Raw genomic sequence first — 26,788 nt, 5'->3', positions numbered from 1 at the left:
AAATGGCTAAAGCCCTCACGAAAAATGCAAAAAGGCATGGTAATGAAAACGTTACCTGCAACAGTATTGTAGGAAGTGAGGGATTGGGACACTATGCTGATTCACCGGAGGCCTATAATTAACCATTCACTGTACATCACACTGCGCTATAAGATAACCTTAATATATCGAAATACAAACATATTCAATATTCCATATTTACACAAAATATTTTATATAAATTGTTAATATGTCAGTACCGTAAATGGGGATAACTACTCAGGGCAACTCAGGATCAGATGATTGCGAATTCACATATTTATCCACATTCCACTATTTTAAGGGGAAGCTGATAGTATTTTATCGCGACTCTAAAATTGGCTTAAAAAAACACCTGTTCTGTTTTCAACAATAAAAAAAGAACAAATGCATTGTTTTTACCCATAAAATAAATTTAGATTTGCAAAAAACTAGTAATAATGTCTACAATAGCTAAATCTAACATTGACTTTGCTCTTCCTTATAAAGTAAAGGATATGTCTCTGGCAGAGTGGGGACGTAAAGAAATCGAGCTGGCGGAAGCTGAAATGCCAGGTCTGATGTCGCTGAGAGAAGAATATGGTAACAGCAAGCCACTGGCAGGTGCGCGTATTGCTGGTTGCTTACATATGACTATCCAGACAGCTGTGCTGATCGAAACCCTGGTACACCTGGGTGCTGAAGTACGCTGGAGCTCCTGCAATATCTTTTCTACCCAGGATCATGCTGCTGCTGCTGTTGCTGCTGCAGGTGTACCTGTATTTGCATGGAAAGGTCTGAATGAGCAGGAATTTGACTGGTGTATTGAACAGACCCTGTTCTTTGGTGGTGCTGATCGTCCGCTGAACATGATCCTGGATGACGGTGGTGACCTTACAAACATGGTGTTTGACAAGTACACTGAACTGATCCAGCATGTGAAAGGTCTGAGCGAAGAGACTACTACCGGTGTACACCGTTTATACGAGCGTATGCAGAAAGGTACTTTGCCTATCCCTGCTATCAATATCAATGACTCTGTAACCAAATCCAAATTTGACAACAAGTATGGTTGCCGTGAATCCTGCGTAGATGCGATCCGTCGTGCTACTGACGTAATGATTGCCGGTAAGGTAGCTGTTGTAGCTGGTTTCGGTGACGTAGGTAAGGGTTCTGCTGAGTCTCTGAGAGGCGCTGGTGCCCGTGTGATCGTAACTGAAATCGATCCTATCTGTGCACTGCAGGCTGCTATGGAAGGTTATGAAGTGAAGAAAATGTCTGATGCTGTAAAAGAAGCTGATATCATCGTAACCACTACCGGTTGCCGCGACATCATCACTGGTGAGCACTTCAAACTGATGAAGGACAAATGTATCGTATCCAACATCGGTCACTTCGACATCGAAATCGACGTTGCATGGCTGAACAAGAACTACGGTAACACCAAGGTTGAAATCAAACCTCAGGTAGATAAATATACTATCGATGGTAAAGACATCATCCTGCTGGCTGAAGGCCGCCTGGTAAACCTGGGTTGTGCTACCGGTCACCCATCTTTCGTGATGAGTAACTCCTTCACCAACCAGACCCTGGCTCAGCTGGAACTGTGGCTGCATACTGACAAGTATGAGAACAAAGTATACGTTCTGCCTAAGCACCTGGATGAGAAAGTTGCCCGTCTGCACCTGAAGAAAATCGGTGTTGAACTGGATGTACTGACACCAACTCAGTCTGAATACCTGAGCATTCCTGCAGAAGGTCCATACAAACCTGACTATTACAGATACTAATAGGCGCAATTGTGCTATAAAAAAGGGGCTGCCAGTGGTAGCCCCTTTTTGTTTTTAGTGGCTTTACCGTTACATTTGTTATTATGACAAAGTTGAGCGTAAATATTAACAAGTTTGCCACCCTGCGCAATGCCAGAGGTGGTAACCTCCCGGATATTTTGAAAGTAGCACAGGATTGCGAACGTTTTGGTGCCGATGGCATCACTGTTCACCCCAGACCAGATGAACGTCATATCCGTTACCAGGATGTATTGGACCTGAAGCCATTAGTAACCACAGAATTCAATATCGAAGGCTATCCATCAAAAGACTTTATCGACCTGGTATTGTCTGTGAAGCCTGAACAGGTAACGCTGGTGCCGGATCCTCCCCATGCTATCACTTCCAATACCGGATGGGATACTATCGCCAACCAGTCATTCCTGCAGGAAGTAATCGGCACTTTCAAAGCCGCTGGTATCAGGGTCTCTATTTTCCTGAATGCAGAACCTGATAAAGTAGAAGCAGCTAAAACTGCCGGTGCCGACAGGATTGAATTATACACAGGTCCTTATGCGGAAGAATTTAACAATGCAAGGACACAACAACAGAACTTCCAACTGCTGAATGATTATAAAAACACAGCCCGTGCTGCTACTGCTATCGGTCTGGATATTAATGCAGGACACGATCTGAACCTGGACAACCTGCGCTTCTTCAAACTGCACATTCCGCAGCTGAAAGAGGTATCCATCGGTCACGCATTAGTATGTGATGCGCTGTATCTGGGTCTGGAAAACACCATTCAATTGTATAAGCGACAACTGAAGGTAGCCGAGTAGTTTACTAATAACTCCATTCCTTCAGGGGCAAATTTATTCCGAACTGGTTCAGCGCAGCACTGCGCTGATACCAGGCCCTCGCATAACGGAGCTGGATCTTCCTCGTCACCACCCCTACCCCAGCCGAAAATCCACTCAGGCCTCTCAATTGTGGATCTGATAATTCCTGTCTCCTGAGATGATTATAACCCGCCGTCAGGGTAACAAATCGCCCGATTTCCCAATGTGCGGCCAGTACAAAATGCCTGAAGATCTTATCTACAGCCTGCCCGCTTGTCTTTACAGTATCCCCGTTGGTGATTAAGCTGCTTTCCTGGAATCCGGGATCTGCATAACGTACGTCGTATTGATAAATATGATGAAGGGTAGCTGATAATTGCAAGGGCAGCTGATTCAATCTTTTGGAAATCCCCACCTGTAAATCAAACGGTAAGGGTTCCTGGTTGCCAGGCGTATAAGTACTGAGCTGTAAGCCCATATTCTTTGCCAGCAGACCTGCCTGCCAATGGTGAGTAGTGTCTTCGTAAGTGAGCCCAAAGTGTAATACCAGGCCCGAGGAATTATATTGCTGGTAGCGGGATTGTACAAATTGTAAAGTAGCACCATAGTGCCACCTCTCGAGGTATTGGCGGGAAGCGGTGACCTGGATAGACAGATCTCTTGGCCTGAAGGACCCCTGAATACTACCGCTGGCATCCGTCTGGGTAACAGCGCCGTAATCTATATATTGAATACCGCCTGCAAAGGTGGTCTGAAGGTGGACTGAATGATAGCCGAAAAGTGCATGTGCATACAGTACGTCCGCAAAATAACTGGTGTAGTTGAGTTGCATATGGGTATGCATATCCGGCCGTAATAAGGCAGGATTGAGCGTAGACAATGCAATGTCATTCCCCTGCTGGCTTACATTGATGCTGCCCAGTGCTGTCTGTGCCGGTGATACCGGAAGGTCCAGGAATGCAAAGGTGGTTTTTCCTCCCAGTACCTGGGCAACGGAGGAATGGGTAATCAGTAGGAATAGGAATATGAGTCGGTACATTTTGACAAATATACAAAAACAATAAGGCCATTCTGCCGGGGAGCAGGATGGCCTTACTTTAAACCCTTAAAACAATCAACATATATCCATTACCGGTCCCAACTGTGAAAAGGGCCGGTATAGACTTGTTACTTCTTTAATAACGCTATATCGATCACTTGGTTCATTTCTTTGACAAAATGGAACTTCACCCCTTTGATATAGTCGGGATTAATTTCCTTGATATCTTTCTCATTCTGCCAACAGAGGATGATTTCTTTAATCCCCGCCCTTTTGGCAGCCAGTATTTTTTCTTTGATACCTCCCACCGGCAATACCTGTCCCCTGAGGGTGATTTCGCCTGTCATAGCCAGGTAGGATTTCACCTTTCTGCCTGTGAATGCGGAAGTTAAAGCGGTCAGCATTGTAATACCTGCACTTGGACCATCCTTTGGAACAGCACCTTCAGGTACGTGGATATGGATATTCCGCTCCCTGAACAGCTTTGGACTGATATTGAACTGGTGTGCATTTGCCTGCAGGTAGCTCAGTGCGGTGCTGGCAGATTCCTTCATCACATTACCCAGGTTACCGGTCAGCTGCAGTTCACCTTTCCCTTCACTGAGGCTGCTTTCGATAAAGAGGATATCCCCGCCTACATATGTCCAGGCAAGGCCTACGGCCACACCAGGAGGATTACCTACCTTGTATATTTCGTTGGAATAACGGGCCTTACCCAATATTTCTTCTACGTGTTCTTCGGTCAGACTGTCTGGCAGTTCTTCTTCCAGGGCCACATCCTTCGCCAGGGAACGCATGATGGAGGCCATTTGCCTGTCCAGCTCACGTACACCACTTTCGCGGGTATAGTCCTGTATGATCCTGTCCAGCACACTGTTGCTGATCCTCATTTTCAGCTGCTTGAGGCCATGGGCTTCTTTCTGCTTGGGCACCAGGTGGCGCTTGGCAATTTCTACTTTTTCCTCGATGGAATAACCACTCAGGTCAATGATTTCCAGGCGGTCACGCAGCGCGGGACTGATAGCATTGATATCATTTGCTGTAGCGATGAACAGGACCTTGCTCAGATCATATTCCAGCTCCAGGTAGTTGTCGTAAAAGGTGCCATTCTGCTCAGGATCCAGTACTTCCAGCATTGCGGAACTAGGATCGCCACGGTGATCGTTGCCAATCTTATCGATTTCGTCCAGGATCATTACGGGGTTGGAAGTCTTTACCTTGCGGATGCTTTGCAGGATCCGGCCGGGCATCGCCCCGATGTACGTTTTACGGTGACCACGGATCTCGCTTTCGTCGTGCAGACCACCCAGGCTGAGACGCACATATTTGCGGCCAATGGCGCTGGCGATGGAACGACCTAAAGAAGTCTTACCAATACCCGGAGGGCCTACGAAGCAGAGGATGGGTGACTTCATGTCACCTTTCAGCTTCAGTACAGCCAGGTATTCGAGGATGCGCTCCTTGATTTTGTCCATGCCATAATGATCATTGTCCAGTATCTTTTTCGCCTTTTTCAGGTCGTAGCTGTCTTCGGTATATTCCTGCCATGGCAGGTCCAGCATCAGGTCCAGGTGGTTATATACCACCGAATAATCCGGGGTGCTGGGATGCATACGCTCCAGCTTTTCAATTCCTTTGCGGAAAAGTTCACCGGCAGCTTCTGTCCATTTTTTCTTCTCTGCTTTGCGCTGGAGCTCCTTTACCTCACGGTCATTGCTGTCGCCACCCAATTCTTCCTTGATGGATTTGAGCTGTTGCTGCAGGAAGTATTCACGTTGTTGCTTGTCAAGATCCGCCTTTGTTTTGTTGGTGATCTTGTTTTTCAGTTCTGCCAGCTGAAGTTCAACCTGCAACAGTTTGAGCAGGAGCTCTGCACGGGTGCGCAGGTTATTGATTTCCAGCAATTGCTGTTTCTCTTTCAGGTCGCAGTTCAGGTTGGAAGAAACGAAGTGCACAAGGAAAGATTCATTTTCAATATTCTTGAGAATGATGCTGGCTTCTGATGGCAGATTGGGGGACAACTGTATAATTTGTCCTGCCAGGTCCTTGATAGTAGAGATGTATGCGTCAAATTCAGGATCGTCCGTTACGATTTCGTCCTGCAATATATCTATACGTGCTTTGAAGTATGGATCTTCAGCAACGATCTCATTGATCTTAAATCTTTTACGTCCCTGAATGATGATAGTAGTACCACCATCAGGCATTTTGATCAGTTTTACGATACGGGCTACTGTACCTACCTCTGCCAGATCGGCAATGATAGGATCTTCCACAGTGCTGTCTTTCTGAGCGACAACGCCAATGAGCTTATCGCCACGATAAGCATCGTTTACAGCCTTAATGGATTTATCTCTGCCAACCGTGATGGGCAAAACCACACCAGGGAAAAGTACCGTATTTCTCAAAGGTAAGAGTGCCAGCTCATCGGGTATATTATCCTCTTCCTGCCCCTCCCCATCTTCATTCAGAGGGATAATTGGCATGAATTCCATTTCCTCTTCCGAATTCGTTAAGTAAAATCTATTCATCTCGGTAATTTAAATACAAAAAGTAGCCAATTTGTCAGCCTGTGGCTATCCTTTTCGCCTTTTTTCTAAGCATAGGTATATTGTCAAGATTAATGCCACGAAAAAAGAAAAGGGTATTCTATTATAAATATACATAATACCGTTTTACCTAAGTTTAAAATAAAAACTCGCTTTTACCTGGCGATAAAAGCGAGTTTTTATTAAGGTTTGCCTGAGCAAAATATGATTACAGTGTCACACCAACACCCAGCTGAATCGCCTGATTCTTCCAGTTGCCGGTATTGGCTACATCGTCAATCTTCTTCACATCGGTGAAACCTACAATGTAACGCGCACTGATATTGATGATCGGCAGCTGGATCCACAGACCTGCTACGCCGGAAACATCACCACCATTGAAGGCATCGTTTGATGCTTTGAATACGTTCTTGTCAGAAACCAATGCACTGAACTGGGGACCAACCTGCAGTTTGATACGGGGGCTACCCAGGGAGAAGTTTGCCAGGATCGGGATGCTCAGGTAGTTCAGCTTAATCTTCTTCCCATTATCACTCAGGTTATCAGTATTGTATACTTCACTAAAGTCGCTGGTAGTTTTAGTCTGGGTAGAGGAGAAAATCAATTCACCCTGTACACCGAAACCTTTTGTGAGGTTTACCTGTGCGAAACCACCCAGGTGGTAGCCGAGGTTAAAACCATCTTTGTAGCCTTTACCATCCAGTTTACCCAGATTGGCACCGCCTTTCAGACCAAAATGCAAGAATCCGGACTGGGCATTAACAGTTGTAGAAGAGAAGGCAGTCACACACAGTACTGCTGCGGCGAAAAACAGTTTTTTCATATAGCGTTTTTTTTTCAACAAGGTTTTTAAGTAAACGGATAAATGGTTTTTCTATTATAAAAGACGAGCCACACAAAAAATACCCCTATCGCCAACATAGCGATGTGAGCAAAATCTATGCTACATTTCTTATTTAATGAAAATGTGAAGAAAACGTGAATATTATTTTTTTAATGTATAGGCAACACGCGCTGTGAAGTAGTTAACCAGCTTTTTGTCGGAACCCTGGAATGGCTGGAAAACGGTATAGGATGGTGCCAGGGTGAATTTACCCACGATATAGGATGCACTTATTGTCAGATCCAAAGCCCTCATTTCGAATCCTGTATCCGACTTCCGGGTCGTTTCAGGGTGAAATATTTCATGTGGCGCATCTCCTTTCATCCATGGTGAACGGGAGATATATTGAAATGCACGTAAGTTACTGTAATAACGGGCGGTCCCCATAGTCAGGCCTACCGAAGGGGTAAGCAGGAAAGCATCATCTCTTTTCAGTACATCCACAAATATAAATGGATGGCGCACCGCTGCTACGACATTGAAGTCATTGCCAGATAGATTTCGGGTAAGTGCCGGTTCTCCATTAGGACCCTTAGGACCAGTTGCTTCTGTACAACTTCCCCAACCAAAATCCAGGCTGACCCCAGGCTGAATCCACCAGTCGCGGTAATAGAAATAAGCAAAGAGTTCATTATTAATAGGCGTGGCCGGAACGTCAGCAGAATCGGCGAAGATATACCTGGTATAAGATATACCAGTCATAAAATGCTTGCTTTTGGAATAATCATAACCAACAGAAAAGTCCCATTCAAACCATGGTGTTCCCAATGAGTTGAACAGGTAATAATTACTGACGGTACCATAGATACCACTTTTATGATAATATCCAAGGGTGGGAGAAAGGAAGGTTTTCATAACCACGGGCCGTTCTCCATTGTTCACTTTACTACCGTAAGCCGGGTTGTTACCATATCCGAGACCTACTATCAATTCACTTTTCTCCCGCTTTCTCAGCAAGGAGTCAAGTTGCTTTTCCAGTTCGGCAAGGGACTGGCTCCATACAGCCTGACTACAAAACAGAAATAAGAAAATACAAAAGCAGCGGCGCATGCACGAAGCGTTTAACTAGCTGCAAGATAAGCGAAATAAATTAACATTACTGTCTATACCAGTTCAATGACGGTTATTTCAGGCAGGATCCCGACCCGGCCAGGGTAGCCGAGGAAACCAAAGCCACGGTTTACATACAGGCGCTGATTTCCTTCACGATACAGTCCTGCCCATTCTTTGAAGACGAATCGGGAAGGACTCCATTTGAATCCGGGAATTTCAACGCCGAATTGCATACCATGGGTGTGTCCTGCCAGCATCAGATCTATATCCGGGTATTCTGTTCTTACCTGTGCATCCCAATGGGTAGGGTCGTGGGACATCAATATCTTAAACGGCAGCTTTTCAGCGCCTTCATATGCTTTCTTCATGTCGCCATATTTCGGGAAACGGGCCATTGCACTCCAGTTCTCAATCCCCAGCAGGCCTATTTGCTGTCCTGCTCTTTCCAGCACCACATGTTCATTCATCATCAGCCGCCAGCCCATATCGGCATGTACCTGTTTCAGGGCCTCCAGGTTTTGCATACGCTGATGACTAAAACCGCTGGCATCTTTGTCGGGCCATGCGTGATAATCGCCATAGTCATGATTACCCAATGTAGAATAAACGCCCATAGGTGCTTTAATCTGGCTAAACAGGGATTTGTATTGGTCCATCTCCTCCGCCAGTTCATTCACCAGGTCACCCGTAAACAGCACGATATCAGCCTTTTGTGCATTGATCATTTCCACTCCCTTGCGTACAGCATCATAATTATCAAAGCTACCGGAGTGGATATCAGAGAGTTGTAATATTCTCAGTCCTTTGAAAGCGGGTGGCAGGTTTTTGAAAGCAAGCTTCATCTGCCTGACTTTATAATTATATTTATTGGAGAGACCATATATAAAGGTGGCGAACATACCGCCGCCGGTGATCAATGCCAGCTGGGTCAGGAAGCGGGAACGGGAGATACCTCTTACGGTCATATCCGCTGCCTGTGGAGTTGTAAACCGCTGAATCACCCAGGTGACACCTCTGCGCAGGTCATCTAATAATAAGAAGACAGCAACCAGCAGTTTGGCAAAAACAACTGCAAAAATAATGGTGAGAACATAGCCCTTGACATGTTTGGACCAATCCTGCCAGTGGATATAAGGCATCAATAGAACCAGGAGTAGTACCAGGGCTGAAATGACCCAGTAAGTACTGAAAGCGATAGTTTTGATACGGGCAGCCGCACCATAAAATACAGCCCTGATGGCCATAAATACATATAAATCCAATAAAAATAGTAGCCCAGCTAGTAAAAATGTGTTTAATCCCGTGCGCATCTGCTTAACTTTTTTCCGCTAATCATTTACAATACAAAAATAGTGCGACCCTGTGTAAAAATAGGTAGACGAATGAGCGTGGAACATATTGCATGGAACATTATGTTTTTTCTCTTTCATTTAACAATTTGATCCAATTAATTGATTAATAATAAATTAACAATAGGAAGCAGGCAGTCCTGTGAATAAATAAATATACCCCCTCCACTGAATTTTCTTTAATCGTTGTACTTTTGTCGAACTTGGGTTATTTATAGTTAGTAATGAGGGCATAACAGTTGAGGAATAATACAGTGGCATTGAATTTGCGGACTGGAGTATTCTAAATAATTGATTGTTAAGGCATAAAGACACTTAGAAAGATATGAAGTTTACATTTTACGGTCATTCCTGTTTTGCGGTAGAAATTAAGGGTAAAAAGATTGTATTTGATCCATTTATCACTTACAACGAGTTAGCCAGGGGTATTGATGTCAATACACTGGAAGCTGACTATATATTTATGTCACATGGTCACGAGGATCATATTGCAGATCTCGTTCCTTTGGCAAAACGTACCCAGGCTACTGTAGTTGCAGTGCCTGAAGTACTGGGTTGGACTAAGAAACAGGGCGTGGAGAAAGGCCACCCAATGAACATTGGCGGTAAATGGAACTTTGACTTTGGTACCGTGAAGTGTGTGGTAGCTACTCATACCAGCTCTATGCCTGACGGATCTTATGGTGGTAACCCTGTAGGATATGTGTTTACCACAGCAGAAGGTAACTTCTACTTTTCAGGTGATACCGGTCTTACCATGGATATGCAGCTGATTCCCCGCTGGGCGAAATTAGATTTTGCGGTGTTGCCACTTGGGGATAACTTCACAATGGGAGCAGAAGATGCGATTATCGCTGCGGAATTTATTGATTGTAAAAGGATTGTTGGTATTCACTACGATACATTTGGATATATTAAGATAGATCAGGAGAAGACGAAACAACAGTTTGCCCAGGCAGGTTTGGAATTGCTTTTACCCGCAATAGGAGCTACTATCGATTTATAAGAATAAGTATATATTACACACATGGGAAATGACGATTGTCTTTTAGCCATGGCCTATTTATTATCCTATAGTAAACCTAAGAAATACCTAATCAACAATGGCAAGAGTAATTGCAATCGCGAATCAAAAAGGTGGTGTAGGAAAGACTACCAGCGCTATTAACCTGGCAAGCAGCCTGGCAGTGCTGGAGTACAAAACACTGCTGGTGGATGCCGACCCACAGGCAAATAGCACCACTGGCTTGGGTTTTGACCTCCGCAACATACAGCAGAGTTTATATGACTGTATGGTAAACGATGTTCAGGCCAAAGACGTGATCCTGGAATCGGATACCCCGAACCTGAAGGTACTCGCCTCCCATATTGATCTGGTAGGTGCTGAACTGGAGCTCATCAACCACCCGAACAGGGAACAGGTGATGAAGCAGGTAATAGATGGTGTACGGGATGAATATGACTTTGTAATAGTAGACTGCTCCCCTTCCCTGGGTCTGATCACTGTAAATGCCCTCGTGGCATCCGACTCTGTGATCATCCCGGTTCAGTGTGAGTTCTTCGCGCTGGAAGGTCTGGGCAAGTTATTAAATACAATAAAAATCGTTCAGAGCCGCCTGAATACCAGCCTGGCCATAGAGGGCATCCTCATGACCATGTATGATGGCCGCCTCCGCCTGAGCAACCAGGTAGTGGACGAAGTGAAACAACATTTTGAAGAAAGCGTGTTCAATACGATTATTCACCGTAATACCAAACTGGGTGAAGCACCTAGTTTCGGTAAATCCGTAATCATGTATGACGCGGCAAGTACAGGGGCTATCAATTACCTGAACCTTGCCAAGGAAATACTGCAGAAGAATAATTTCACACGTATTAACCTTGAAGATAAAATATTAGCAATCAACAATGAGCAATCAGAGTAAGGGCACTCCTAATAAGAAAGAGGCGCTGGGTAAAGGTATCCGCTCGCTGCTGGCAAACATTGATACTGACCTGAAGCACACCTCCAATGCGCTCAATGAGCAGGTGGTATCACAGGCCACTGGTATCGAGCGCATTCCGCTGGACCAGATTGACATCAATCCGAAACAGCCGCGCCGGGACTTCGATGAGAAGGCTTTGCAGGAACTGAGTATGTCCATTTCTTTGCACGACGTAATCCAGCCGATTACCGTGTCAAAACTGGGGCCCAAAAAATACCAGCTGATAGCAGGTGAACGCCGTTTGCGCGCAAGCCGGATGGCAGGTCTGAAAGACATTCCTGCTTACATCCGCCAGGTAAACGACCAGGAACTGCTGGAACTGGCACTGCTGGAAAACTTACAGCGTGAAAATCTGAATGCCATTGAAATTGGTTTGAGCTACAAACGCCTCATGGATGAGGTGATGCTCACCCAGGAACAGGTGGCCGACCGTATGGGTAAAGAAAGAAGTACGGTAACCAACTATATCCGTCTCCTCAAACTGCCGCCAGACATCCAGGTAGCCGTAAGAAACGGACAAATCAGTATGGGTCATGCCCGCGCACTGATCGCCGTTGAAAATGTGGAAAAACAACTTTTCATCTTCAATGAGATTATGCAAAACGGCCTTTCCGTACGCCAGACAGAAGAACTGGTGCGGAAAACCTCCCATATCGATAAAGGCAACGTTAAAAAACCAACTAAGAGCACATTACCTCCTCCCTATCAGAAAATAGAAGATAACCTGGCCAGCCACTTTGCTACAAAGGTGAAACTTGATAGAAATAAGAATGGAAAAGGAAGCGTAACGATCGAGTTCTACTCTGATGAAGAACTGGATAGTATATTAGAAAAAATAGACTTATACGGTGGCTAAAAAGTCCGGAAACATACTTCATTTTTTATTACGCATTTGTTTCCTGGCTTTGCCGGTATTATGCTTACTGCATACTACTGCAAATGCACAGGACAGTACCAAAGCAGAATGGTTGAGAAAACAACAGCCGGATAACCGTAAAGACAGTGCCGAGCTTTTTATCACAAAAAAGGATTCCTCAGTAGTCGTTAAAAAAGACTCTGCCGGACCTATTGTACAAGCTCCCATTCACAGCCCCCGCAAGGCAGCCCTCTACTCAGCAGTATTGCCAGGTCTGGGGCAGATCTACAACAGGGAATACTGGAAACTGCCACTCATTTATGCGGCACTGGGGATCACTACCGGTACGTATATCTTCAATATGAACAAATACAGAACCTACCGCGATGCCTACCGTATACGTATGGATGGCAATGCGGATACCGTAGACGACTACGTGGGTCTGTACAGTGATGCCGGCCTGAAATACCTGCGTGACGGATACAGGGAGTATGTGGATTATTCCGTACTCGTATTCGTATTGGCATATGGCCTGAATATCGTAGATGCAACCGTATTTGCCCACCTGCGAAACTTTGATATGAGCGATGATCTGAGTTTTAAAATCACGCCCACCGTGATCAATAACCAGGCACTGGGCTTCTGCCTCAAAGTCAACCTGGGCGGCTCTAAAAAGAAGTCTGTGAATTCACTGGCCATGGCCGCTCCTACCAAATGGTAAAACACATACAATCAACATACAAAGGATGAAAATAGCGTTAATTGGTTACGGTAAAATGGGCAAGGCAATAGAAGCTATTGCCATTGCAAAAGGACATGAGATCGTAGCTCGTATTGATAAAGAGAACCAGGATCTCCTGAATAAGGAAACCCTGCAGCATGCCGATGTGGCTATTGAATTTACGGGACCAGAAACTGCTTACAATAATATCCTAAAGTGTTTTGAAGCGAATGTACCTGTGATCTGCGGCAGCACCGGCTGGCTGGAAAAAATGCCGGAGGTTACAGCCCTGTGCCTCCAGAAAAACCAGGCATTCCTCTATGCAAGTAATTTCAGCATTGGTGTAAACATCTTCTTCGAACTGAATAAACGCCTGGCCGAACTGATGGCACCACAGCCACAATACAATGTAACGATGGAAGAAATCCATCACACCCAGAAGCGCGATGCACCAAGTGGTACAGCCATCTCCCTGGCGGAGCAGGTACTGGAAAAAGTGACCAGAAAGCAAAACTGGGTAAATAACGAAACTACAGCTCCAACAGAACTGTCTATCATTTCCAAAAGAATAGATCCGGCACCGGGCACACATATCATCAACTATACCTCCCCTATCGACGACATCACCATCACGCACACCGCTCATTCCAGAGAAGGTTTTGCCTCCGGTGCCGTTGTTGCAGCTGAATGGATTCAGGGCAGAAAAGGAGTGTTCAGTATGAAAGATGTGTTAAGCCTATAGTAAATAAAAAGGGGTTATCTTTGTATAAGTATGCTATCGAAAAAAACACAATACGCTTTTCATGCACTTATTCACCTGGCAGAGAACCAAGATAAAGGACCGATCCTGATATCTGAGATTGCGCAGGAGAAAAATATATCCATTAAGTTCCTGGAAAACATTCTGCTGGAGTTGAAAAACGCCGGTATTCTGGGAAGTAAAAAGGGTAAAGGCGGTGGCTATTATCTGATGAAGCCGCCAAAGGAGATAGCCCTGGCTAAAATCATCCGCCTGCTGGACGGGGCCATCGCCCTGTTGCCATGCGTGAGCCTGAACTACTATGAGCGATGTGAGAATTGCAAAGATGAGGCAATATGCGGGCTCAATGAGGTAATGAGTAAGGTAAGGGACGCTTCCCTTAAAATCCTGGAAAATAAGACTTTAAAGGATATATTAACCAGACAGGTTACCATCTAAGAAATTGATTATCAATTGAATCCCGCTACGTTCCGTAGCGGGATTTTTTTTTAAGCTTAGTTTATCAAAATAAGTCTATCTTTTTTATAGAGTTTATGTAATTTTGTTGAATCTGTAAGAAGCTAAGGAAGTTTTTATTATTTAAGATGAAAGACATCAGACAAGCAATTGAAGGCCTTGATGCACCCGCAGCAATGGCCTGGCTGGCAGCAGAGTTTCCGGGAGCCGTGGCATTTTCCACCTCCTTCGGACAAGAAGATCAGGTTATAGCGGACATGATCTGGCGCCACAAGATCCCTGTAAGGGTTTTCACATTGGATACGGGACGTCTCTTCCAGGAGACATATGACCTTATGGATCTGACCCGTGCCCGTTACAAGCAAGATTTTGAAGTCTACTTCCCTGAAACCTCGAGCGTGGAAACACTGCTTAAGGAGAAAGGTCCCAACAGCTTCTACGAGTCGGTGGAAAACCGCAAGGAATGCTGTAACATCCGCAAGGTAGTGCCGCTGAACAGGGCACTGCAGGGGGTGAAAGTCTGGATCACAGGACTGCGTGCCGAGCAATCGGAAAACCGCCAGTCGCTCCACGACATCGAATGGGACGAAAGCCGGCAGTTATATAAATACCAGCCCCTGATCAACTGGACATTTGAGCAGATGCTGGATTACCTGAAAACAAACAACGTACCTTATAATAAGCTCCATGACCAGGGTTTCATCAGCATTGGCTGTGCACCTTGTACCAGGGCCATTGAACCAGGAGAACACCCACGCGCCGGTCGCTGGTGGTGGGAAATCTCCAAGAAAGAATGTGGCTTGCACGGATAAAGGATTACGTGTATTTTTCAGTTAAAATTTCTTTACGGTAAAAAGTTCCCATTTTCCGGATGGGCAGTTAAACCAAGATATATGAGTAATAAAATACAGTGGGAGTTTCCGCAGGCATTGGAAGATGAGGCCATCTATATTTTACGTGAAACGGCTGCTCAGTTTGAAAGGCCAGCCATCTTATTCTCAGGTGGTAAAGATTCTATCACCATCGTAAGACTGGCTCAGAAGGCTTTTTACCCAGGTAAGTGTCCTTTCCCTTTATTGCATATCGACACAGGGCATAACTTCCCTGAAACTATCCAATTCCGTGACTGGCTGGTAGCATCCCTGGGCCTGGAACTGGTGGTAAGAAACGTACAGGATAGCATTAACCAGGGAAAAGTTCAGGAAGAAACCGGAAAATATGCCAGCCGCAATGCGCTGCAAACAGTAACCCTGCTGGATGCCATCGAAGAGATGAAGTATGATGCTTGTATAGGTGGTGCCCGCCGTGATGAGGAAAAAGCCCGTGCCAAGGAAAGAATCTTCTCTGTAAGAGATGAATTCGGCCAATGGAACGCTAAAATGCAACGTCCTGAACTGTTCGACATGCTGAATGGTAAAATCAACATCGGCGAGAACGTTCGTGTATTCCCTATCTCCAACTGGACAGAGCTGGATGTATGGAACTATATCCGCAGAGAAAAACTGGAAATACCTTCTATCTATTTCTCTCACGAAAGAGATATCATAGAAAGAGATGGAATGTACTGGCCAGCTTCTCCATTCCTGAATACCACAGATGAAGAAGTACCGTTCCGCCAGAAAGTACGTTTCCGTACCGTAGGCGATATGACATGTACCGCTGCTGTGATTTCCGAAGCCGATAAACTGGAAGATATCATCTCTGAGATACTGGAAGCCAAAATCTCTGAAAGAGGTGCCCGTATCGATGATAAACGCTCGGAAGCTGCTATGGAAAAACGTAAGCAGGCAGGTTATTTCTAAACAATTACTCTTAACATTCTGAAATTTCAATAAATGGAGGTTTTACGTATAACTACATCCGGCAGTGTGGATGACGGTAAAAGCACTTTGATAGGTAGACTGCTGTATGATACAAACTCTATCCCACAGGATAAAATGGAAGCGTTGCACGCAGCCAGCAAGCGCAAAGGCCTGGACTTCACTGACCTGTCCCTGCTCACTGATGGCCTGGTAGCTGAAAGAGAACAAGGTATCACCATAGATGTGGCGCATATCTATTTCTCTACGCCTAACCGTAAATATATTATTGCTGATACTCCGGGCCACGTTGAGTATACCAGGAACATGGTGACCGGCGCTTCCAACGCTCAGGTTTCCCTGATCCTGATAGATGCCCGTAAAGGTATCGTGGAGCAGACTTACAGGCACTTCTTTATTGCCAGCCTGCTGCGCATCCCTTACCTGGTAGTATGTGTGAATAAAATGGACCTGGTTGAATACAGCGAAGCACGCTTCAATCAGATCGTTGAAGATTTCCAGGCTCTCGTAGCCAGCGCCAGCTTTAAAGCACCTTCCATCAAGTTCATCCCGATCTCCTCCCTTTATGGTGAGAACGTAGCCGGAAAATCTGAAAAGATCAGCTGGTACAAGGGTGACTCCCTGCTGGATTACCTGGAACAAATCACCTTTGACCATGCAGACAGCAGCCATCCGGCACGCTTCCCTGTACAGTCAGTGATCCGCCCGAGAACTGAAGCCTTCCACGACTTCCGTGGCTTTGCCGGTAAAGTAGCCAGCGGTCAGTTCAATGTAGGCGATGAAATTATCTCCCTGCCTTCTCAGCAGACCAGCAAAATCAAATCTATCGAACAGTTTGAAAAACAACTGGAGGTAGCACAGGCCCGCGAGAGCGTGGTGATCACCCTGGAAACAGAGATCGATACAAGCCGTGGTAGCATGCTGGCTAAAGTGGATAATGCCCCTGCCCTGCTGAAAGATATTACTGCAAACATCTGCTGGATGGATCAGCAAAAACTGGTTCCCGGTAAGACTTACCTGCTGCAGCACGGTATTAACCGTGTAAAGGCAAAAGTGCAGCAATTACTGGAAGTGGTAGACGTAACTTCCAACCAACTGGTAGAAGATAAAAAAGAAATGGGACTGAACGATATTGGTAAGATTGCAATTAAAACCGCTGCGCCGATTTTTGCAGATGCCTATAGCGTGAATCCTGCAAATGGTGCGTTCATCCTGATCGATGAGTTTAGTAATTCAACTGTTGCAGTTGGGTTCGTAGCATAAATGATTTTGAATGTAATTGAAAAGGCCCGGTTTCCTTCGGAACCGGGCCTTTTTTTTCGATTATTCTGGTGTAGAGTGCTTGCCAGCAAATCTCTTACTACTGTACGGTTTCTTTCAGATTCTTCAGCATATCTGTCGTCATCTTCTCCAGGCAGTATTCCGGCTTCCAGCCCCAGTCATTTCTCGCTTTTTCATCATCGATACTCTGTGGCCATCCATCAGCAATTGCCTGCCTGTAATCAGGCGCATAATCAATGGTAAACTCAGGAATATGTTTCTTTATTTCAGCAGCGATTTCCTTCGGAGAAAAGCTCATCGCGCCTAAATTATAGGAAGAACGAACCTTGATCTTTTCCTTGTCAGCTTCCATCAGTTCAATGGTTGCACGGATCGCATCCGGCATATACATCATCGGCAGGTAAGTTCCTTCTGAAAGGAAACAGGTATATTTCTTTTCTTCCAGCGCTTCGTGGAAGATCTCGATTGCATAATCGGTGGTACCACCGCCCGGAGCAGACTTATAGCTGATCAGACCCGGATAGCGCAGACTACGTACATCTACGCCATAACGGTGATGGTAGTACTCACACCAGCGTTCACCGGCAAACTTACTGATACCATAGATGGTAGTAGGCTCGATGATGGTGTGCTGTGGAGTGCTATCCTTAGGTGAATCAGGTCCGAATACGGCAATGGAACTAGGCCAGTATACCTTATCAATACCTTCTTCTTTTGCAATATCCAGTACATTCAGCAGGCTGGCCATATTGATATGCCATGCCAGCAACGGATTCTTTTCGCCGGTAGCAGAGAGGATGGCTGCGAGCAGGTAAATCTGGGTAATGTTGTGACGGATAACCAGTACATGCAGCATTTCCTTGTTCATCACATCCAGAGAGACATAGGGTCCGGAACCTTTCAGTAATTCATGTTCTTCCCGAAGGTCAGAGGCAATTACATTTGCATCGCCATACATTTTCCTGAGCGCCAGTGTCAATTCAACACCGATCTGCCCACAGGCACCAATTACCAGGATTTTGTCTTTCTTCATGCTAACTCGTGATTAATTTTCAGAACGTAATATTACTGGGTTCCGCAAATATTACGATCATCTCCCTAAATCGCATGACAATGCGGTAACAATTTGTGAAGGTAGCTAAAAGCATAGATAGGCCCAGCAAGCTTTTATATTTGCCAGCTTACAAATTCATGACAATTAGCACTTCCTTCCTAATCGGAGTAATCCCTGAGAATAACCTACCTTTGCATTCTCAAATACAAAAATCATGTCTGTTTCACATTTGAAAGCTCTTTTTAACGAAAGATATAATCCAGAGAATTTCTTCCTGATAGCCGGCCCATGTGTGGTGGAAGACGAAGCGTTGCTGATGCATGTTGCAGAAAAAGTTTCCCGCATTTGTGAACGTTTACAGATACCTTATATTTTCAAAGCATCTTACCGTAAGGCGAATCGTACCAGTATCAATTCGTTCAGTGGTATTGGTGACGTGGAAGGACTGGATCTGCTGCAGAAAGTGGGTCAGACCTTCAATCTGCCTGTGACCACCGATATTCACTCTGCTGCAGAAGCTGCGATGGCTGCTGCTTATGCCGATGTATTGCAGATTCCTGCATTCCTGTGCCGCCAGACAGATATCCTGATTGCGGCTGCAGAAACAGGCAAGGTGGTGAATGTAAAGAAAGGCCAGTTTGTAAGTGGAGAAGCGATGAAGTTTGCAGTAGAAAAGGTAAAACAGGCAGGTAATGATAAAGTGATGCTGACTGAACGTGGTACTACCTTTGGATACCAGGACCTGGTAGTAGACTATAGGAATATTCCTATCATGAAAGAGCATGGAGTACCTGTGATCATGGATTGTACTCACTCATTGCAACAGCCTAACCAGACAAGTGGTGTAACAGGTGGTAATCCAAAGCTGATCAGCACTATTGCGAAAGCAGCGATTGCAACCGGTGCCGATGGCTTGTTCATCGAAACACATCCGGATCCTAAATGTGCGAAATCTGATGGTGCAAATATGTTACATCTGGATCTGCTGGAAAAACTGCTGGAAGATCTGGTAAGAATCAGAGAAGTAGTAAGATAAATTTTTTCAGAACGCTTCTGCCTTTGGCAGGAGCGTTTTTCTTTCAGGTAAAATGGCGGCCTGCTGCCGGTCTGATTTTTGGGTAATTTTCGTAAATTCAGTTAATAACACCCAAAAATATCCACACAATGATCAACTTACATGATGTAAAAGCAGGAGATACTGTTATAGTGGAATATGAAGGCGAAAAACATGAAGGCCTTGTATTGGAAGTAAATCGTGAAGACAAACAGGTTTGTGTGCAAACAGGCGAACAGGAATTCTGGTATGAGCTGGCCGATGTGTATTCTATTCCACTGAACGAAGAACAGTTACTCAAACTGAAGTTCACCAAAGAAGAGATTTCCCCGGACCCTGACAACCGCAGGATCTATGTCCGTGGACCATTTTCCGTAATGTTTCATGATTTGGATGGCCGTGAGGCAACCCGCCTGGATTACAGGGATGAGCACCGGGAAATAAAGGGTGTGCTGACTGTAAACCAGTTACAGAATCACTATCACGAAATGACCAATTTCCACCTTGATTAAGAAAATAAAGGCTGATCAATAGCGATGTTGATCAGCCTTTTTCCTGTAAGAACATTTAACTGGTCTACCTGTAAGTAAAGCGTAGTCAATGCCCTGTATACAGTAAATACAAGGACTATAGCACGCTTAAACCATGCTTATAGCAAGGGGACCATTTTGTTTTAATGTGGTGGTTACAAATACCTTAGGGGGTTCCTTCTGGCATTGAGAATGTAATTCTTCATGTTGACCCAAAAAGCCATGATCAGGTAAACAATGATTGGGGATCCCATCGTCAGGAAAGACACATAGATAAAAAACAAGCGGATGCGGGAAGTCGCTACTCCCAGCCTGTTGCCTATCGCGGTGCACACACCGAAGGCCTGCCATTCCACAAAATCTTTAAATCTATTCATATATCAAATTTATCACAAACTCATATGAAAAACAAGTGCCAATTTTTCCGGAAAAGGCCGCTTGCAGTGTATTAGCAGTGATTTAACAACATATTAATGGATTCATCCTGGAATGAAGGCCTGATGTTTGGGGTTTATCGGGTACATAACTTTTATTAACTGTCTTAAAATGGTTAATTTTGCGGTGCATTTTTAATTGGTCTTAAATATTTTTTCCATGGTGTTTGATATCGAAATGATTAAAAAAGTGTATGCGGCACTCCCGGGTAAGGTGGAAGCTACCCGTAAGCTGTTAGGACGCCCGCTCACACTGTCAGAAAAGATTTTGTATGCCCACTTATATGCTCCGACTACGTCCGCATATGAGAGAGGTAAATCTTATGTTGAGTTTGCACCCGATCGCGTAGCGATGCAGGATGCCACGGCACAGATGGCCCTGTTACAGTTTATGACCTGTGGGCGTGCCAAAGTAGCAGTTCCTTCTACTGTACACTGTGACCACCTCATTCAGGCTAAAACAGGCGCAGAAGCTGACCTGGCAACTGCTAACAACACCAATAAGGAAGTTTACGAATTCCTCTCCTCTATCTCCAATAAATATGGTATCGGCTTCTGGAAACCAGGTGCTGGTATTATCCACCAGGTAGTACTTGAAAACTATGCTTTTCCGGGTGGTCTGATGATCGGTACTGACTCCCATACTCCAAACGCGGGTGGTCTCGGTATGCTGGCTATCGGTGTCGGCGGTGCTGATGCGGTAGACGTTATGGCTGGTCTTGCATGGGAACTGAAGATGCCTAAACTGATCGGTGTAAAATTGACTGGTAAGCTGAGCGGATGGACCTCCCCCAAAGATATTATCCTGAAAGTAGCTGGCGTACTGACCGTAAAAGGTGGTACCGGCTGTATCGTTGAATACTTTGGTGAAGGTGCTGACAGCATCAGTGCTACCGGTAAAGGCACTATCTGTAACATGGGTGCTGAGATTGGTGCTACCTGCTCCGTATTCGCCTACGATAGCAAAATCGCTGCTTACCTGCAGGCAACTGAGCGTAGCGAAATCGCCGCACTGGCTGACAGTGTGAAAGATCAACTGCGTCCGGATGCTGAGGTATACGCTGACCCTACCAAATACTACGACCAGGTGATCGAAATCAACCTGGACGAACTGGAGCCACACGTAAATGGTCCGTTCACTCCGGATCTGGCATGGCCTATCTCCAAATTCGCCCAGGCAGTGAAAGAAAACAACTGGCCTGAAAAACTGGAAGTAGCCCTGATCGGCTCCTGTACCAACTCTTCTTACGAAGACATTTCCCGCGCAGCCTCCCTGGCTAAACAAGCCATCGACAAAAATCTGCCTGTTAAATCTGAATATACAATCACCCCCGGTTCTGAACTGGTTCGCTTCACCATCGAAAGAGATGGCCTGCTGAACACCTTCAACCAGATCGGTGGCGTAGTACTGGCTAATGCCTGCGGTCCCTGTATAGGTCAATGGGCTCGTCACATCGATGATCCTAACCGTAAGAACTCTATCATCACTTCCTTCAACCGTAACTTCGCGAAGAGAAATGATGGTCTGGCAGGTACCCACGCTTTCGTAGCTTCTCCTGAAATCGTAACTGCCCTGGCTATTGCCGGTGACCTCACCTTCAACCCGCTGACTGACACCCTGAAAAACAAGGATGGCCAGGAAGTGAAACTGGATGAACCAAGTGGTTTTGAACTGCCGGTAAAAGGCTTCGCAGTAGATGATCCGGGTTACCAGGCCCCTGCTGCCGATGGTAGTGGTGTACAGGTAGTGGTTTCCCCTACCAGCGATCGCCTGCAACTGCTGGCTCCTTTCGCGGCATGGGAAGGTACTGACCTGAAAGGTCTGAAACTGCTGATCAAGGCTAAAGGTAAATGTACTACCGACCATATCTCTATGGCTGGTCCATGGTTGAAATTCCGTGGTCACCTTGACAACATTTCCAACAACATGCTGATCGGTGCGATCAACGCATTCAACGATAAATCTGACACCGTCAAAAACCAGCTGACTGGCGAATATGGCGCTGTACCTGCTACCCAGCGTGCTTACAAAGCTGCTGGTATCGGTTCAATCGTAGTGGGCGATGAAAACTACGGTGAAGGTTCCAGCCGCGAACACGCTGCTATGGAGCCACGCCACCTGGGCGTTCGCGCAATCCTGGTAAAGTCCTTCGCACGTATCCACGAAACTAACCTGAAGAAACAGGGTATGCTCGGCCTCACCTTCGCTAACAAAGAAGATTACGATAAGATCCAGGAAGACGATACATTCGATATCCTTGGTCTGACTACCTTTACCCCTGGTAAACCATTGACTGTGGTAGCCCACCACAAAGATGGCAGCCAGGACGAGATCACAGTAAACCATACCTACAATGAACAACAGATTGAGTGGTTCAAAGCAGGTGGTGCACTGAACGTAATCCGTGCTGAGTTCGCGAAAGCATAATCAGGAGACTTTCATTAGTAATGATAAAAGACTGACTTAGGAATTAAGTCAGTCTTTTTTTTGTCTACATTTAGGCCATGAAATCCCATCCACTATTTTATGTCTGGGAAAGCCTCGTAAGCAATTATACCAACGACTCGTTGCTGGTACAGGAAGGCTTTAATTCCATACTAACCCATTACAGTGAATCACACAGGTATTACCATAATCTGGATCATATTCAGACATTACTCGTATTCATTGAAGAATATAACCACCTCGTACAGGATCTGGAAACCCTGCAATTGTCCGTATTTTTCCATGATATCATTTATGACGTACAGAGAGCTGATAATGAAGAGAGAAGTGCACTGGTAGCCACGCAATTCCTGGAGCAAACCAGCTATCCCGCAGAGAAGATAGCCCTGGTATCAGAATACATCAGAGCTACGAAATCGCACCAGAATCCCCACAAAGATTCAGACCTGGATTGCTTCCTGGACTTTGACCTGTTTATACTGAGCGGTCCTGAACGAATGTATCAGGCCTATGCTAAGAATATACGCAAGGAATACGGCATCTACCCTGATGCAGTATATATACCCGGCAGGAAAAAGATCTTACAACACTTCCTTGACCAGCCCTCGATTTACAAGACGGAAGGTTTTAGAGAGCGATTTGATGCTGTGGCAAAGGAAAATATAAAGAAGGAATTAGAAAAGCTGTCGCTTTAGTCCAAAACGTCTTGCCAAACTTATTCTGAAATTGCCAGCGCCAATGGTCTGCCAGGAATGTTCAATAGGTGACTGACTACGTGTAGTCAGGTTCACATAGTGAATGCCTGCAAAGTACTTACTGGAATTATAGCCGAAAGAGGCCCGCACAGTATTGTTCAGCTGGACCCCAAACTTACGGAGGTCATTGGCATCATCCCTGAATAAACGGGTGTAATTACCGCCGAAACTACCAGAGAGAGATAAAGTAAGAAAGAAGTGTTGTTTGTAGACAAATGTATAAGCATACCCGGCGTTTGCAGCAGCGCTGAATATGCTGGTGGCCGAGTAGGTAATACCATCAATAAAATCCTGGTTGGTAATATTATGAGGAATCAACGAAGAATCGCCCTTCATCCTGGCTGTAAACAGCTCTCCTCCGATCAGGAACGAGCCTGCACTCTTCTTTTGATATTCATTCTGCAAATAAGCCGCTCTATAGGAGAATTTCTTGTCGTTGAAGACGTATTCCACACTCATCCCTATATTCAAATTTCGGATATCAGGACGCACAGGAAGCGGGCCTTTCTCATCAAAACCATTTAGCAGGCCACGGGAGTTGGCGATATAATAACCTTTGTAACGTTGCCCATAAAAATCTACCACCAGTTTTCGCAGGTAATAATGCGCCTGAAGATCCAGTGCCTTCGTCTTGCCATACTTATCCGTACTGTTGATAACCGGAAGGTTGAAAACAACATTGATACCGATAAACTTATAGTTAAAACCAAAACCGACGTTAAATGGCGTATTCGGGCGGTACATTACCTCCGTCTTCCGCTTACGGTCCACGATGTCGTATAAGTTATATTTTCTGGACCCGACAAGTCGTGTTGTCAAATCTTTTGTATGATCCTCTATGTAAGCAGTATCATTTTCTGTATGAAACCAATCTCCTATCTTATTAATGAAAGACGAACGTTGACCCCTTGCGAAATGAAACATACACAGACAAACGGATATTAATATGTATCCTTTGCGCATTATTGACAGTTGTAGTAACTCTAAGATTTGCAAAAAATGTGCGAGTGCCGGCTTCCGTACTATTTGGGCAACTCTATCACCTCCAGATTCCTGATATTTCCTTCGCTTACATCGAAGCGCAACAAAGTTTTTACCTTATGCCAGCCCTGCTGGCCGCATGCCCCCGGATTCATGTGTAATAGTTGCAAAGCCGGGTCCGGCATCACTTTCAGAATGTGCGAATGACCGCAGATGAACAGTTTGGGGGAATTTTTCAACAATAAGTCTTTGACTCCCGGGGCATATTTGCCTGGATAGCCTCCAATGTGCGTAATGAATACTTTGACTCCTTCCACTTCGAAGAACAGGTTTTCCGGATAACGCAGCTGCAGATCCCTGCCATCTATATTGCCATATACCGCCCTGAAAGGTTTGAAAGCTTCCAGTTCATCCGCAAGGGATGTGGTACCAATATCACCGGCATGCCAGATCTCATCTACTTTTTCAAAGTATTTGAAGACCTGGGGATGGAGATAACTGTGCGTGTCTGACATTAATCCTATCTTCTTCATAATTTTCCCTTAGCAGGCCCAAAAATAGAATAAGAATTCGGGATTGATTGACCGCCAGAAAAAAATCCGGAGAATCCTTTCCCTTTTGTATTTTACATAGTAATATATATTTCATTTTTATGCAGACTGATATAACCGGCAGGCTTTTGATCTCCTGTCCAGACCGCCCTGGTATCGTGGCCGGTGTGTCCCAGTTCCTGTACGCCTGTGGCGCTAATATCCTCGATGCCAGCCAGCACAGTACGGATCCCAAAGAAGGACTCTTTTTTATGCGCATGTCTTTCCAGCTGGATAATCCTTCCTTCACCAAAGAACAACTGGAAAAAGACTTCCAGGAAAAAGTTGCCGCCCCCCGCCAGATGGAATGGCGCATTGACTACCCAGATCGTCGCAAACAAATGGTGATTATGGTATCCCGTTATGACCACTGCCTGATGGAATTGCTCTGGCGCTGGCGAAGCGGGGAATTGCCCGTGGATATTCCACTCGTCATTTCCAATCACCTGGAATTAAAACAATTCGTGGAAGACTTCGGGATTCCCTTCCACTACCTGCCTGTAGATGCAGGCAATAAGCCATTGCAGGAACAGGAAGCGATTAAACTGATCAGAAGAGCGAATGCTGACTTCATCGTGCTTGCACGTTATATGCAGATTCTCTCTCCTGAATTTGTAAGCGTTTTCCCGGGGCGCATCATCAACATTCACCATAGCTTCCTGCCGGCATTCGCAGGTGCCAATCCTTATAGAAACGCTTATAACAGAGGCGTAAAACTAATAGGTGCAACCGCCCACTATGTAACCAATGATCTGGACGAAGGGCCCATCATCGACCAGGACGTAGCAAGAGTGAGTCATAAACACGAGGTAACAGACCTGATTTTGTTGGGTAGAGATATAGAAAGACAGGTGTTAACAAGAGCAGTGATTGCACATATTGACGATAGAGTCATTATTCATGGTAACAAAACTATTGTATTTTAAATAAAAAGAGAGGCGGGTGAATCACCCGCCTCTCTTTGTTACAACTGTTTCTTATTACAACTGTTTTCTGATTGCCTTTGCCAAAGCCTTTGCAGCATCTGCATAAGCTTCCTGGATCCTCAATCCGGTATCAAAGTCAAAACCGCCGAAAATACGACCCTGTGCCTTATCTACCGTGAACTTAGCGATCACCTTACTCTTATCAGCCGTTTCCACTATCCATGCTTCACCATCCATAGATGCATTCTTTCTCCATACACCCACATTGAAACCCGGCTCTATAAATTTGGTCTTGAAGATGAGCGTGTACTTCGCAGAAGGATATTTGCCAGCGCTAATACCACCACTGTTATCAGTAAATAACTGATTGAATTTAGGTTCGAATTTTTCAGCCCTGTCACTCTTCCATGACTTAGCCCAGGTATCACCCCTGCCGGCTTCTTTCTTGTTATAGTCTTCCGTCTTTTTGTGGATGTAATCCTCCTCGTTACTGAACTCACCTACCTTTACATTGTCATACGTAAATTCGGTATTTAGTTCTGTAATACCTTTTAGTGGGGAAACACTGCCTTCTACGAGCTTAATACGTTGTGCACTCACAAACACGGGTGCTACAGTGATGGCGACAGCCATTAATAAAGTGTGAAACTTCATGACA

26 protein-coding genes are annotated in these 26,788 nt (G+C 45.2%); 16 read left to right on the top strand and 10 right to left on the bottom strand.

Features of this window, described 5'->3' with window-relative positions; translation table 11 throughout:
• Positions 1–458 precede the first annotated feature (458 nt).
• Positions 459–1,787, top strand: coding sequence for an adenosylhomocysteinase (gene ahcY / locus DXN04_RS02980; protein ID WP_116851809.1), 1,329 nt, complete (start codon positions 459–461; stop codon positions 1,785–1,787).
• 83 nt (positions 1,788–1,870) lie between these two features.
• Positions 1,871–2,608, top strand: coding sequence for a pyridoxine 5'-phosphate synthase (locus tag DXN04_RS02975; protein WP_116851808.1), 738 nt, complete (start codon positions 1,871–1,873; stop codon positions 2,606–2,608).
• A 4-nt stretch (positions 2,609–2,612) separates the two neighbouring features.
• On the opposite strand, the gene porQ is transcribed toward DXN04_RS02975, so the two are convergent.
• From porQ to DXN04_RS02950, 5 genes are all read right to left on the bottom strand, one after another.
• Complete coding sequence (porQ, locus tag DXN04_RS02970) at positions 2,613–3,647, bottom strand: type IX secretion system protein PorQ (RefSeq protein WP_116851807.1); 1,035 nt, start codon at positions 3,645–3,647, stop codon at positions 2,613–2,615.
• A 128-nt stretch (positions 3,648–3,775) separates the two neighbouring features.
• A complete protein-coding gene (gene lon, locus DXN04_RS02965) occupies positions 3,776–6,178 on the bottom strand; it encodes an endopeptidase La (RefSeq protein WP_116851806.1) in 2,403 nt (800 codons plus the stop codon).
• Between the two features lie 226 nt (positions 6,179–6,404).
• On the bottom strand, positions 6,405–7,019 hold the full coding sequence (locus DXN04_RS02960) for a porin family protein (protein ID WP_147319821.1): 615 nt from the start codon (positions 7,017–7,019) through the stop codon (positions 6,405–6,407).
• Between the two features lie 162 nt (positions 7,020–7,181).
• Positions 7,182–8,129, bottom strand: coding sequence for a hypothetical protein (locus DXN04_RS02955; RefSeq protein WP_116851804.1), 948 nt, complete (start codon positions 8,127–8,129; stop codon positions 7,182–7,184).
• Positions 8,130–8,182: 53 nt separating this feature from the next.
• Positions 8,183–9,376: a metallophosphoesterase gene (locus DXN04_RS02950; RefSeq protein WP_233525507.1), complete on the bottom strand. Its 1,194-nt coding sequence runs from the start codon at positions 9,374–9,376 to the stop codon at positions 8,183–8,185.
• Positions 9,377–9,806: 430 nt separating this feature from the next.
• Here DXN04_RS02950 and DXN04_RS02945 point away from each other — a divergent pair, with 430 nt between their 5' ends.
• The 9 genes from DXN04_RS02945 to DXN04_RS02905 all read left to right on the top strand — a co-directional run bounded on the left by DXN04_RS02945 (position 9,807) and on the right by DXN04_RS02905 (position 17,342).
• On the top strand, positions 9,807–10,487 hold the full coding sequence (locus tag DXN04_RS02945) for a metal-dependent hydrolase (protein WP_116851802.1): 681 nt from the start codon (positions 9,807–9,809) through the stop codon (positions 10,485–10,487).
• Positions 10,488–10,584: 97 nt separating this feature from the next.
• A complete protein-coding gene (locus DXN04_RS02940; RefSeq protein WP_116851801.1) occupies positions 10,585–11,406 on the top strand; it encodes a ParA family protein in 822 nt (273 codons plus the stop codon).
• On the top strand, positions 11,390–12,322 hold the full coding sequence (locus tag DXN04_RS02935; protein WP_116851800.1) for a ParB/RepB/Spo0J family partition protein: 933 nt from the start codon (positions 11,390–11,392) through the stop codon (positions 12,320–12,322). Before DXN04_RS02940 ends, DXN04_RS02935 begins: the two co-directional genes overlap by 17 nt.
• The gene (locus tag DXN04_RS02930) at positions 12,315–13,043 is read left to right on the top strand and encodes a DUF5683 domain-containing protein (protein ID WP_147319820.1); all 729 of its coding nucleotides are present in this window, start codon (positions 12,315–12,317) and stop codon (positions 13,041–13,043) included. Before DXN04_RS02935 ends, DXN04_RS02930 begins: the two co-directional genes overlap by 8 nt.
• A 25-nt stretch (positions 13,044–13,068) precedes the next feature.
• On the top strand, positions 13,069–13,785 hold the full coding sequence (dapB, locus tag DXN04_RS02925; RefSeq protein WP_116851798.1) for a 4-hydroxy-tetrahydrodipicolinate reductase: 717 nt from the start codon (positions 13,069–13,071) through the stop codon (positions 13,783–13,785).
• Positions 13,786–13,815: 30 nt separating this feature from the next.
• Positions 13,816–14,241, top strand: a complete 426-nt coding sequence (locus tag DXN04_RS02920) for an RrF2 family transcriptional regulator (RefSeq protein ID WP_116851797.1) — start codon at positions 13,816–13,818, stop codon at positions 14,239–14,241.
• 146 nt (positions 14,242–14,387) lie between these two features.
• Positions 14,388–15,071: a phosphoadenylyl-sulfate reductase gene (locus tag DXN04_RS02915; protein ID WP_116851796.1), complete on the top strand. Its 684-nt coding sequence runs from the start codon at positions 14,388–14,390 to the stop codon at positions 15,069–15,071.
• 81 nt (positions 15,072–15,152) lie between these two features.
• Positions 15,153–16,061 carry a sulfate adenylyltransferase subunit CysD gene (cysD, locus tag DXN04_RS02910; protein WP_116851795.1) on the top strand — a complete coding sequence of 303 codons (909 nt, stop codon included), beginning with the start codon at positions 15,153–15,155 and terminating at the stop codon, positions 16,059–16,061.
• Between the two features lie 33 nt (positions 16,062–16,094).
• Complete coding sequence (locus tag DXN04_RS02905; RefSeq protein ID WP_116851794.1) at positions 16,095–17,342, top strand: sulfate adenylyltransferase subunit 1; 1,248 nt, start codon at positions 16,095–16,097, stop codon at positions 17,340–17,342.
• A 97-nt stretch (positions 17,343–17,439) separates the two neighbouring features.
• On the opposite strand, the gene DXN04_RS02900 is transcribed toward DXN04_RS02905, so the two are convergent.
• The gene (locus DXN04_RS02900; protein WP_116851793.1) at positions 17,440–18,393 is read right to left on the bottom strand and encodes an L-threonine 3-dehydrogenase; all 954 of its coding nucleotides are present in this window, start codon (positions 18,391–18,393) and stop codon (positions 17,440–17,442) included.
• Positions 18,394–18,628: 235 nt separating this feature from the next.
• Between DXN04_RS02900 and kdsA the strand changes: the two genes are divergently transcribed.
• Both kdsA and DXN04_RS02890 read left to right on the top strand, forming a co-directional pair.
• Entirely contained in the window at positions 18,629–19,450 is an 822-nt protein-coding gene (kdsA, locus tag DXN04_RS02895; protein WP_116851792.1) for a 3-deoxy-8-phosphooctulonate synthase, read from the top strand.
• A gap of 128 nt (positions 19,451–19,578) precedes the next feature.
• Positions 19,579–19,980, top strand: a complete 402-nt coding sequence (locus DXN04_RS02890; RefSeq protein ID WP_116851791.1) for a hypothetical protein — start codon at positions 19,579–19,581, stop codon at positions 19,978–19,980.
• Between the two features lie 173 nt (positions 19,981–20,153).
• Here the strand turns inward: DXN04_RS02890 and DXN04_RS02885 are convergent, their stop codons facing one another.
• Positions 20,154–20,375: a PspC domain-containing protein gene (locus DXN04_RS02885; protein ID WP_083720643.1), complete on the bottom strand. Its 222-nt coding sequence runs from the start codon at positions 20,373–20,375 to the stop codon at positions 20,154–20,156.
• 217 nt (positions 20,376–20,592) lie between these two features.
• Between DXN04_RS02885 and DXN04_RS02880 the strand changes: the two genes are divergently transcribed.
• Both DXN04_RS02880 and DXN04_RS02875 read left to right on the top strand, forming a co-directional pair.
• The gene (locus tag DXN04_RS02880) at positions 20,593–22,860 is read left to right on the top strand and encodes an aconitate hydratase (RefSeq protein WP_116851790.1); all 2,268 of its coding nucleotides are present in this window, start codon (positions 20,593–20,595) and stop codon (positions 22,858–22,860) included.
• Between the two features lie 77 nt (positions 22,861–22,937).
• Positions 22,938–23,573 carry an HD domain-containing protein gene (locus DXN04_RS02875; protein WP_116851789.1) on the top strand — a complete coding sequence of 212 codons (636 nt, stop codon included), beginning with the start codon at positions 22,938–22,940 and terminating at the stop codon, positions 23,571–23,573.
• Here the strand turns inward: DXN04_RS02875 and DXN04_RS02870 are convergent.
• Together DXN04_RS02870 and DXN04_RS02865 are read right to left on the bottom strand one after the other, a co-directional pair.
• Complete coding sequence (locus DXN04_RS02870; RefSeq protein ID WP_262512426.1) at positions 23,553–24,557, bottom strand: DUF4421 domain-containing protein; 1,005 nt, start codon at positions 24,555–24,557, stop codon at positions 23,553–23,555. The genes DXN04_RS02875 and DXN04_RS02870 overlap by 21 nt on opposite strands.
• 98 nt (positions 24,558–24,655) lie before the next feature.
• Positions 24,656–25,147, bottom strand: coding sequence for a metallophosphoesterase family protein (locus DXN04_RS02865; RefSeq protein WP_116851787.1), 492 nt, complete (start codon positions 25,145–25,147; stop codon positions 24,656–24,658).
• Between the two features lie 119 nt (positions 25,148–25,266).
• Between DXN04_RS02865 and purU the strand changes: the two genes are divergently transcribed.
• The gene (gene purU / locus DXN04_RS02860; RefSeq protein ID WP_116851786.1) at positions 25,267–26,130 is read left to right on the top strand and encodes a formyltetrahydrofolate deformylase; all 864 of its coding nucleotides are present in this window, start codon (positions 25,267–25,269) and stop codon (positions 26,128–26,130) included.
• 54 nt (positions 26,131–26,184) lie between these two features.
• Here purU and DXN04_RS02855 read toward each other — a convergent pair whose 3' ends face one another.
• The gene (locus DXN04_RS02855) at positions 26,185–26,784 is read right to left on the bottom strand and encodes a hypothetical protein (protein ID WP_116851785.1); all 600 of its coding nucleotides are present in this window, start codon (positions 26,782–26,784) and stop codon (positions 26,185–26,187) included.
• Between the last annotated feature and the right edge of the window lie 4 nt (positions 26,785–26,788).

The organism is Chitinophaga silvisoli, from assembly GCF_003412465.1.
GTDB classification, from domain to species: Bacteria; Bacteroidota; Bacteroidia; order Chitinophagales; family Chitinophagaceae; genus Chitinophaga; species Chitinophaga silvisoli.
Note: the sequence above shows the minus strand (reverse complement) of the source record. Positions and strands in the feature narration are given on the sequence as shown.

What these genes read in the sequence shown, in the direction of transcription:
- ahcY (WP_116851809.1), top strand. Translation starts at nt 459, where the DNA reads ATGTCTACAATAGCTAAATCTAACATTGACTTTGCTCTTCCTTATAAA.
- DXN04_RS02975 (WP_116851808.1), top strand. Translation starts at nt 1,871, where the DNA reads ATGACAAAGTTGAGCGTAAATATTAACAAGTTTGCCACCCTGCGCAAT.
- porQ (WP_116851807.1), bottom strand. Translation starts at nt 3,647, where the DNA reads ATGTACCGACTCATATTCCTATTCCTACTGATTACCCATTCCTCCGTT.
- lon (WP_116851806.1), bottom strand. Translation starts at nt 6,178, where the DNA reads ATGAATAGATTTTACTTAACGAATTCGGAAGAGGAAATGGAATTCATG.
- DXN04_RS02960 (WP_147319821.1), bottom strand. Translation starts at nt 7,019, where the DNA reads ATGAAAAAACTGTTTTTCGCCGCAGCAGTACTGTGTGTGACTGCCTTC.
- DXN04_RS02955 (WP_116851804.1), bottom strand. Translation starts at nt 8,129, where the DNA reads ATGCGCCGCTGCTTTTGTATTTTCTTATTTCTGTTTTGTAGTCAGGCT.
- DXN04_RS02950 (WP_233525507.1), bottom strand. Translation starts at nt 9,376, where the DNA reads ATGGCCATCAGGGCTGTATTTTATGGTGCGGCTGCCCGTATCAAAACT.
- DXN04_RS02945 (WP_116851802.1), top strand. Translation starts at nt 9,807, where the DNA reads ATGAAGTTTACATTTTACGGTCATTCCTGTTTTGCGGTAGAAATTAAG.
- DXN04_RS02940 (WP_116851801.1), top strand. Translation starts at nt 10,585, where the DNA reads ATGGCAAGAGTAATTGCAATCGCGAATCAAAAAGGTGGTGTAGGAAAG.
- DXN04_RS02935 (WP_116851800.1), top strand. Translation starts at nt 11,390, where the DNA reads ATGAGCAATCAGAGTAAGGGCACTCCTAATAAGAAAGAGGCGCTGGGT.
- dapB (WP_116851798.1), top strand. Translation starts at nt 13,069, where the DNA reads ATGAAAATAGCGTTAATTGGTTACGGTAAAATGGGCAAGGCAATAGAA.
- DXN04_RS02920 (WP_116851797.1), top strand. Translation starts at nt 13,816, where the DNA reads ATGCTATCGAAAAAAACACAATACGCTTTTCATGCACTTATTCACCTG.
- DXN04_RS02915 (WP_116851796.1), top strand. Translation starts at nt 14,388, where the DNA reads ATGAAAGACATCAGACAAGCAATTGAAGGCCTTGATGCACCCGCAGCA.
- cysD (WP_116851795.1), top strand. Translation starts at nt 15,153, where the DNA reads ATGAGTAATAAAATACAGTGGGAGTTTCCGCAGGCATTGGAAGATGAG.
- DXN04_RS02905 (WP_116851794.1), top strand. Translation starts at nt 16,095, where the DNA reads ATGGAGGTTTTACGTATAACTACATCCGGCAGTGTGGATGACGGTAAA.
- DXN04_RS02900 (WP_116851793.1), bottom strand. Translation starts at nt 18,393, where the DNA reads ATGAAGAAAGACAAAATCCTGGTAATTGGTGCCTGTGGGCAGATCGGT.
- kdsA (WP_116851792.1), top strand. Translation starts at nt 18,629, where the DNA reads ATGTCTGTTTCACATTTGAAAGCTCTTTTTAACGAAAGATATAATCCA.
- DXN04_RS02890 (WP_116851791.1), top strand. Translation starts at nt 19,579, where the DNA reads ATGATCAACTTACATGATGTAAAAGCAGGAGATACTGTTATAGTGGAA.
- DXN04_RS02885 (WP_083720643.1), bottom strand. Translation starts at nt 20,375, where the DNA reads ATGAATAGATTTAAAGATTTTGTGGAATGGCAGGCCTTCGGTGTGTGC.
- DXN04_RS02880 (WP_116851790.1), top strand. Translation starts at nt 20,593, where the DNA reads ATGGTGTTTGATATCGAAATGATTAAAAAAGTGTATGCGGCACTCCCG.
- DXN04_RS02875 (WP_116851789.1), top strand. Translation starts at nt 22,938, where the DNA reads ATGAAATCCCATCCACTATTTTATGTCTGGGAAAGCCTCGTAAGCAAT.
- DXN04_RS02870 (WP_262512426.1), bottom strand. Translation starts at nt 24,557, where the DNA reads ATGTTTCATTTCGCAAGGGGTCAACGTTCGTCTTTCATTAATAAGATA.
- DXN04_RS02865 (WP_116851787.1), bottom strand. Translation starts at nt 25,147, where the DNA reads ATGAAGAAGATAGGATTAATGTCAGACACGCACAGTTATCTCCATCCC.
- purU (WP_116851786.1), top strand. Translation starts at nt 25,267, where the DNA reads ATGCAGACTGATATAACCGGCAGGCTTTTGATCTCCTGTCCAGACCGC.
- DXN04_RS02855 (WP_116851785.1), bottom strand. Translation starts at nt 26,784, where the DNA reads ATGAAGTTTCACACTTTATTAATGGCTGTCGCCATCACTGTAGCACCC.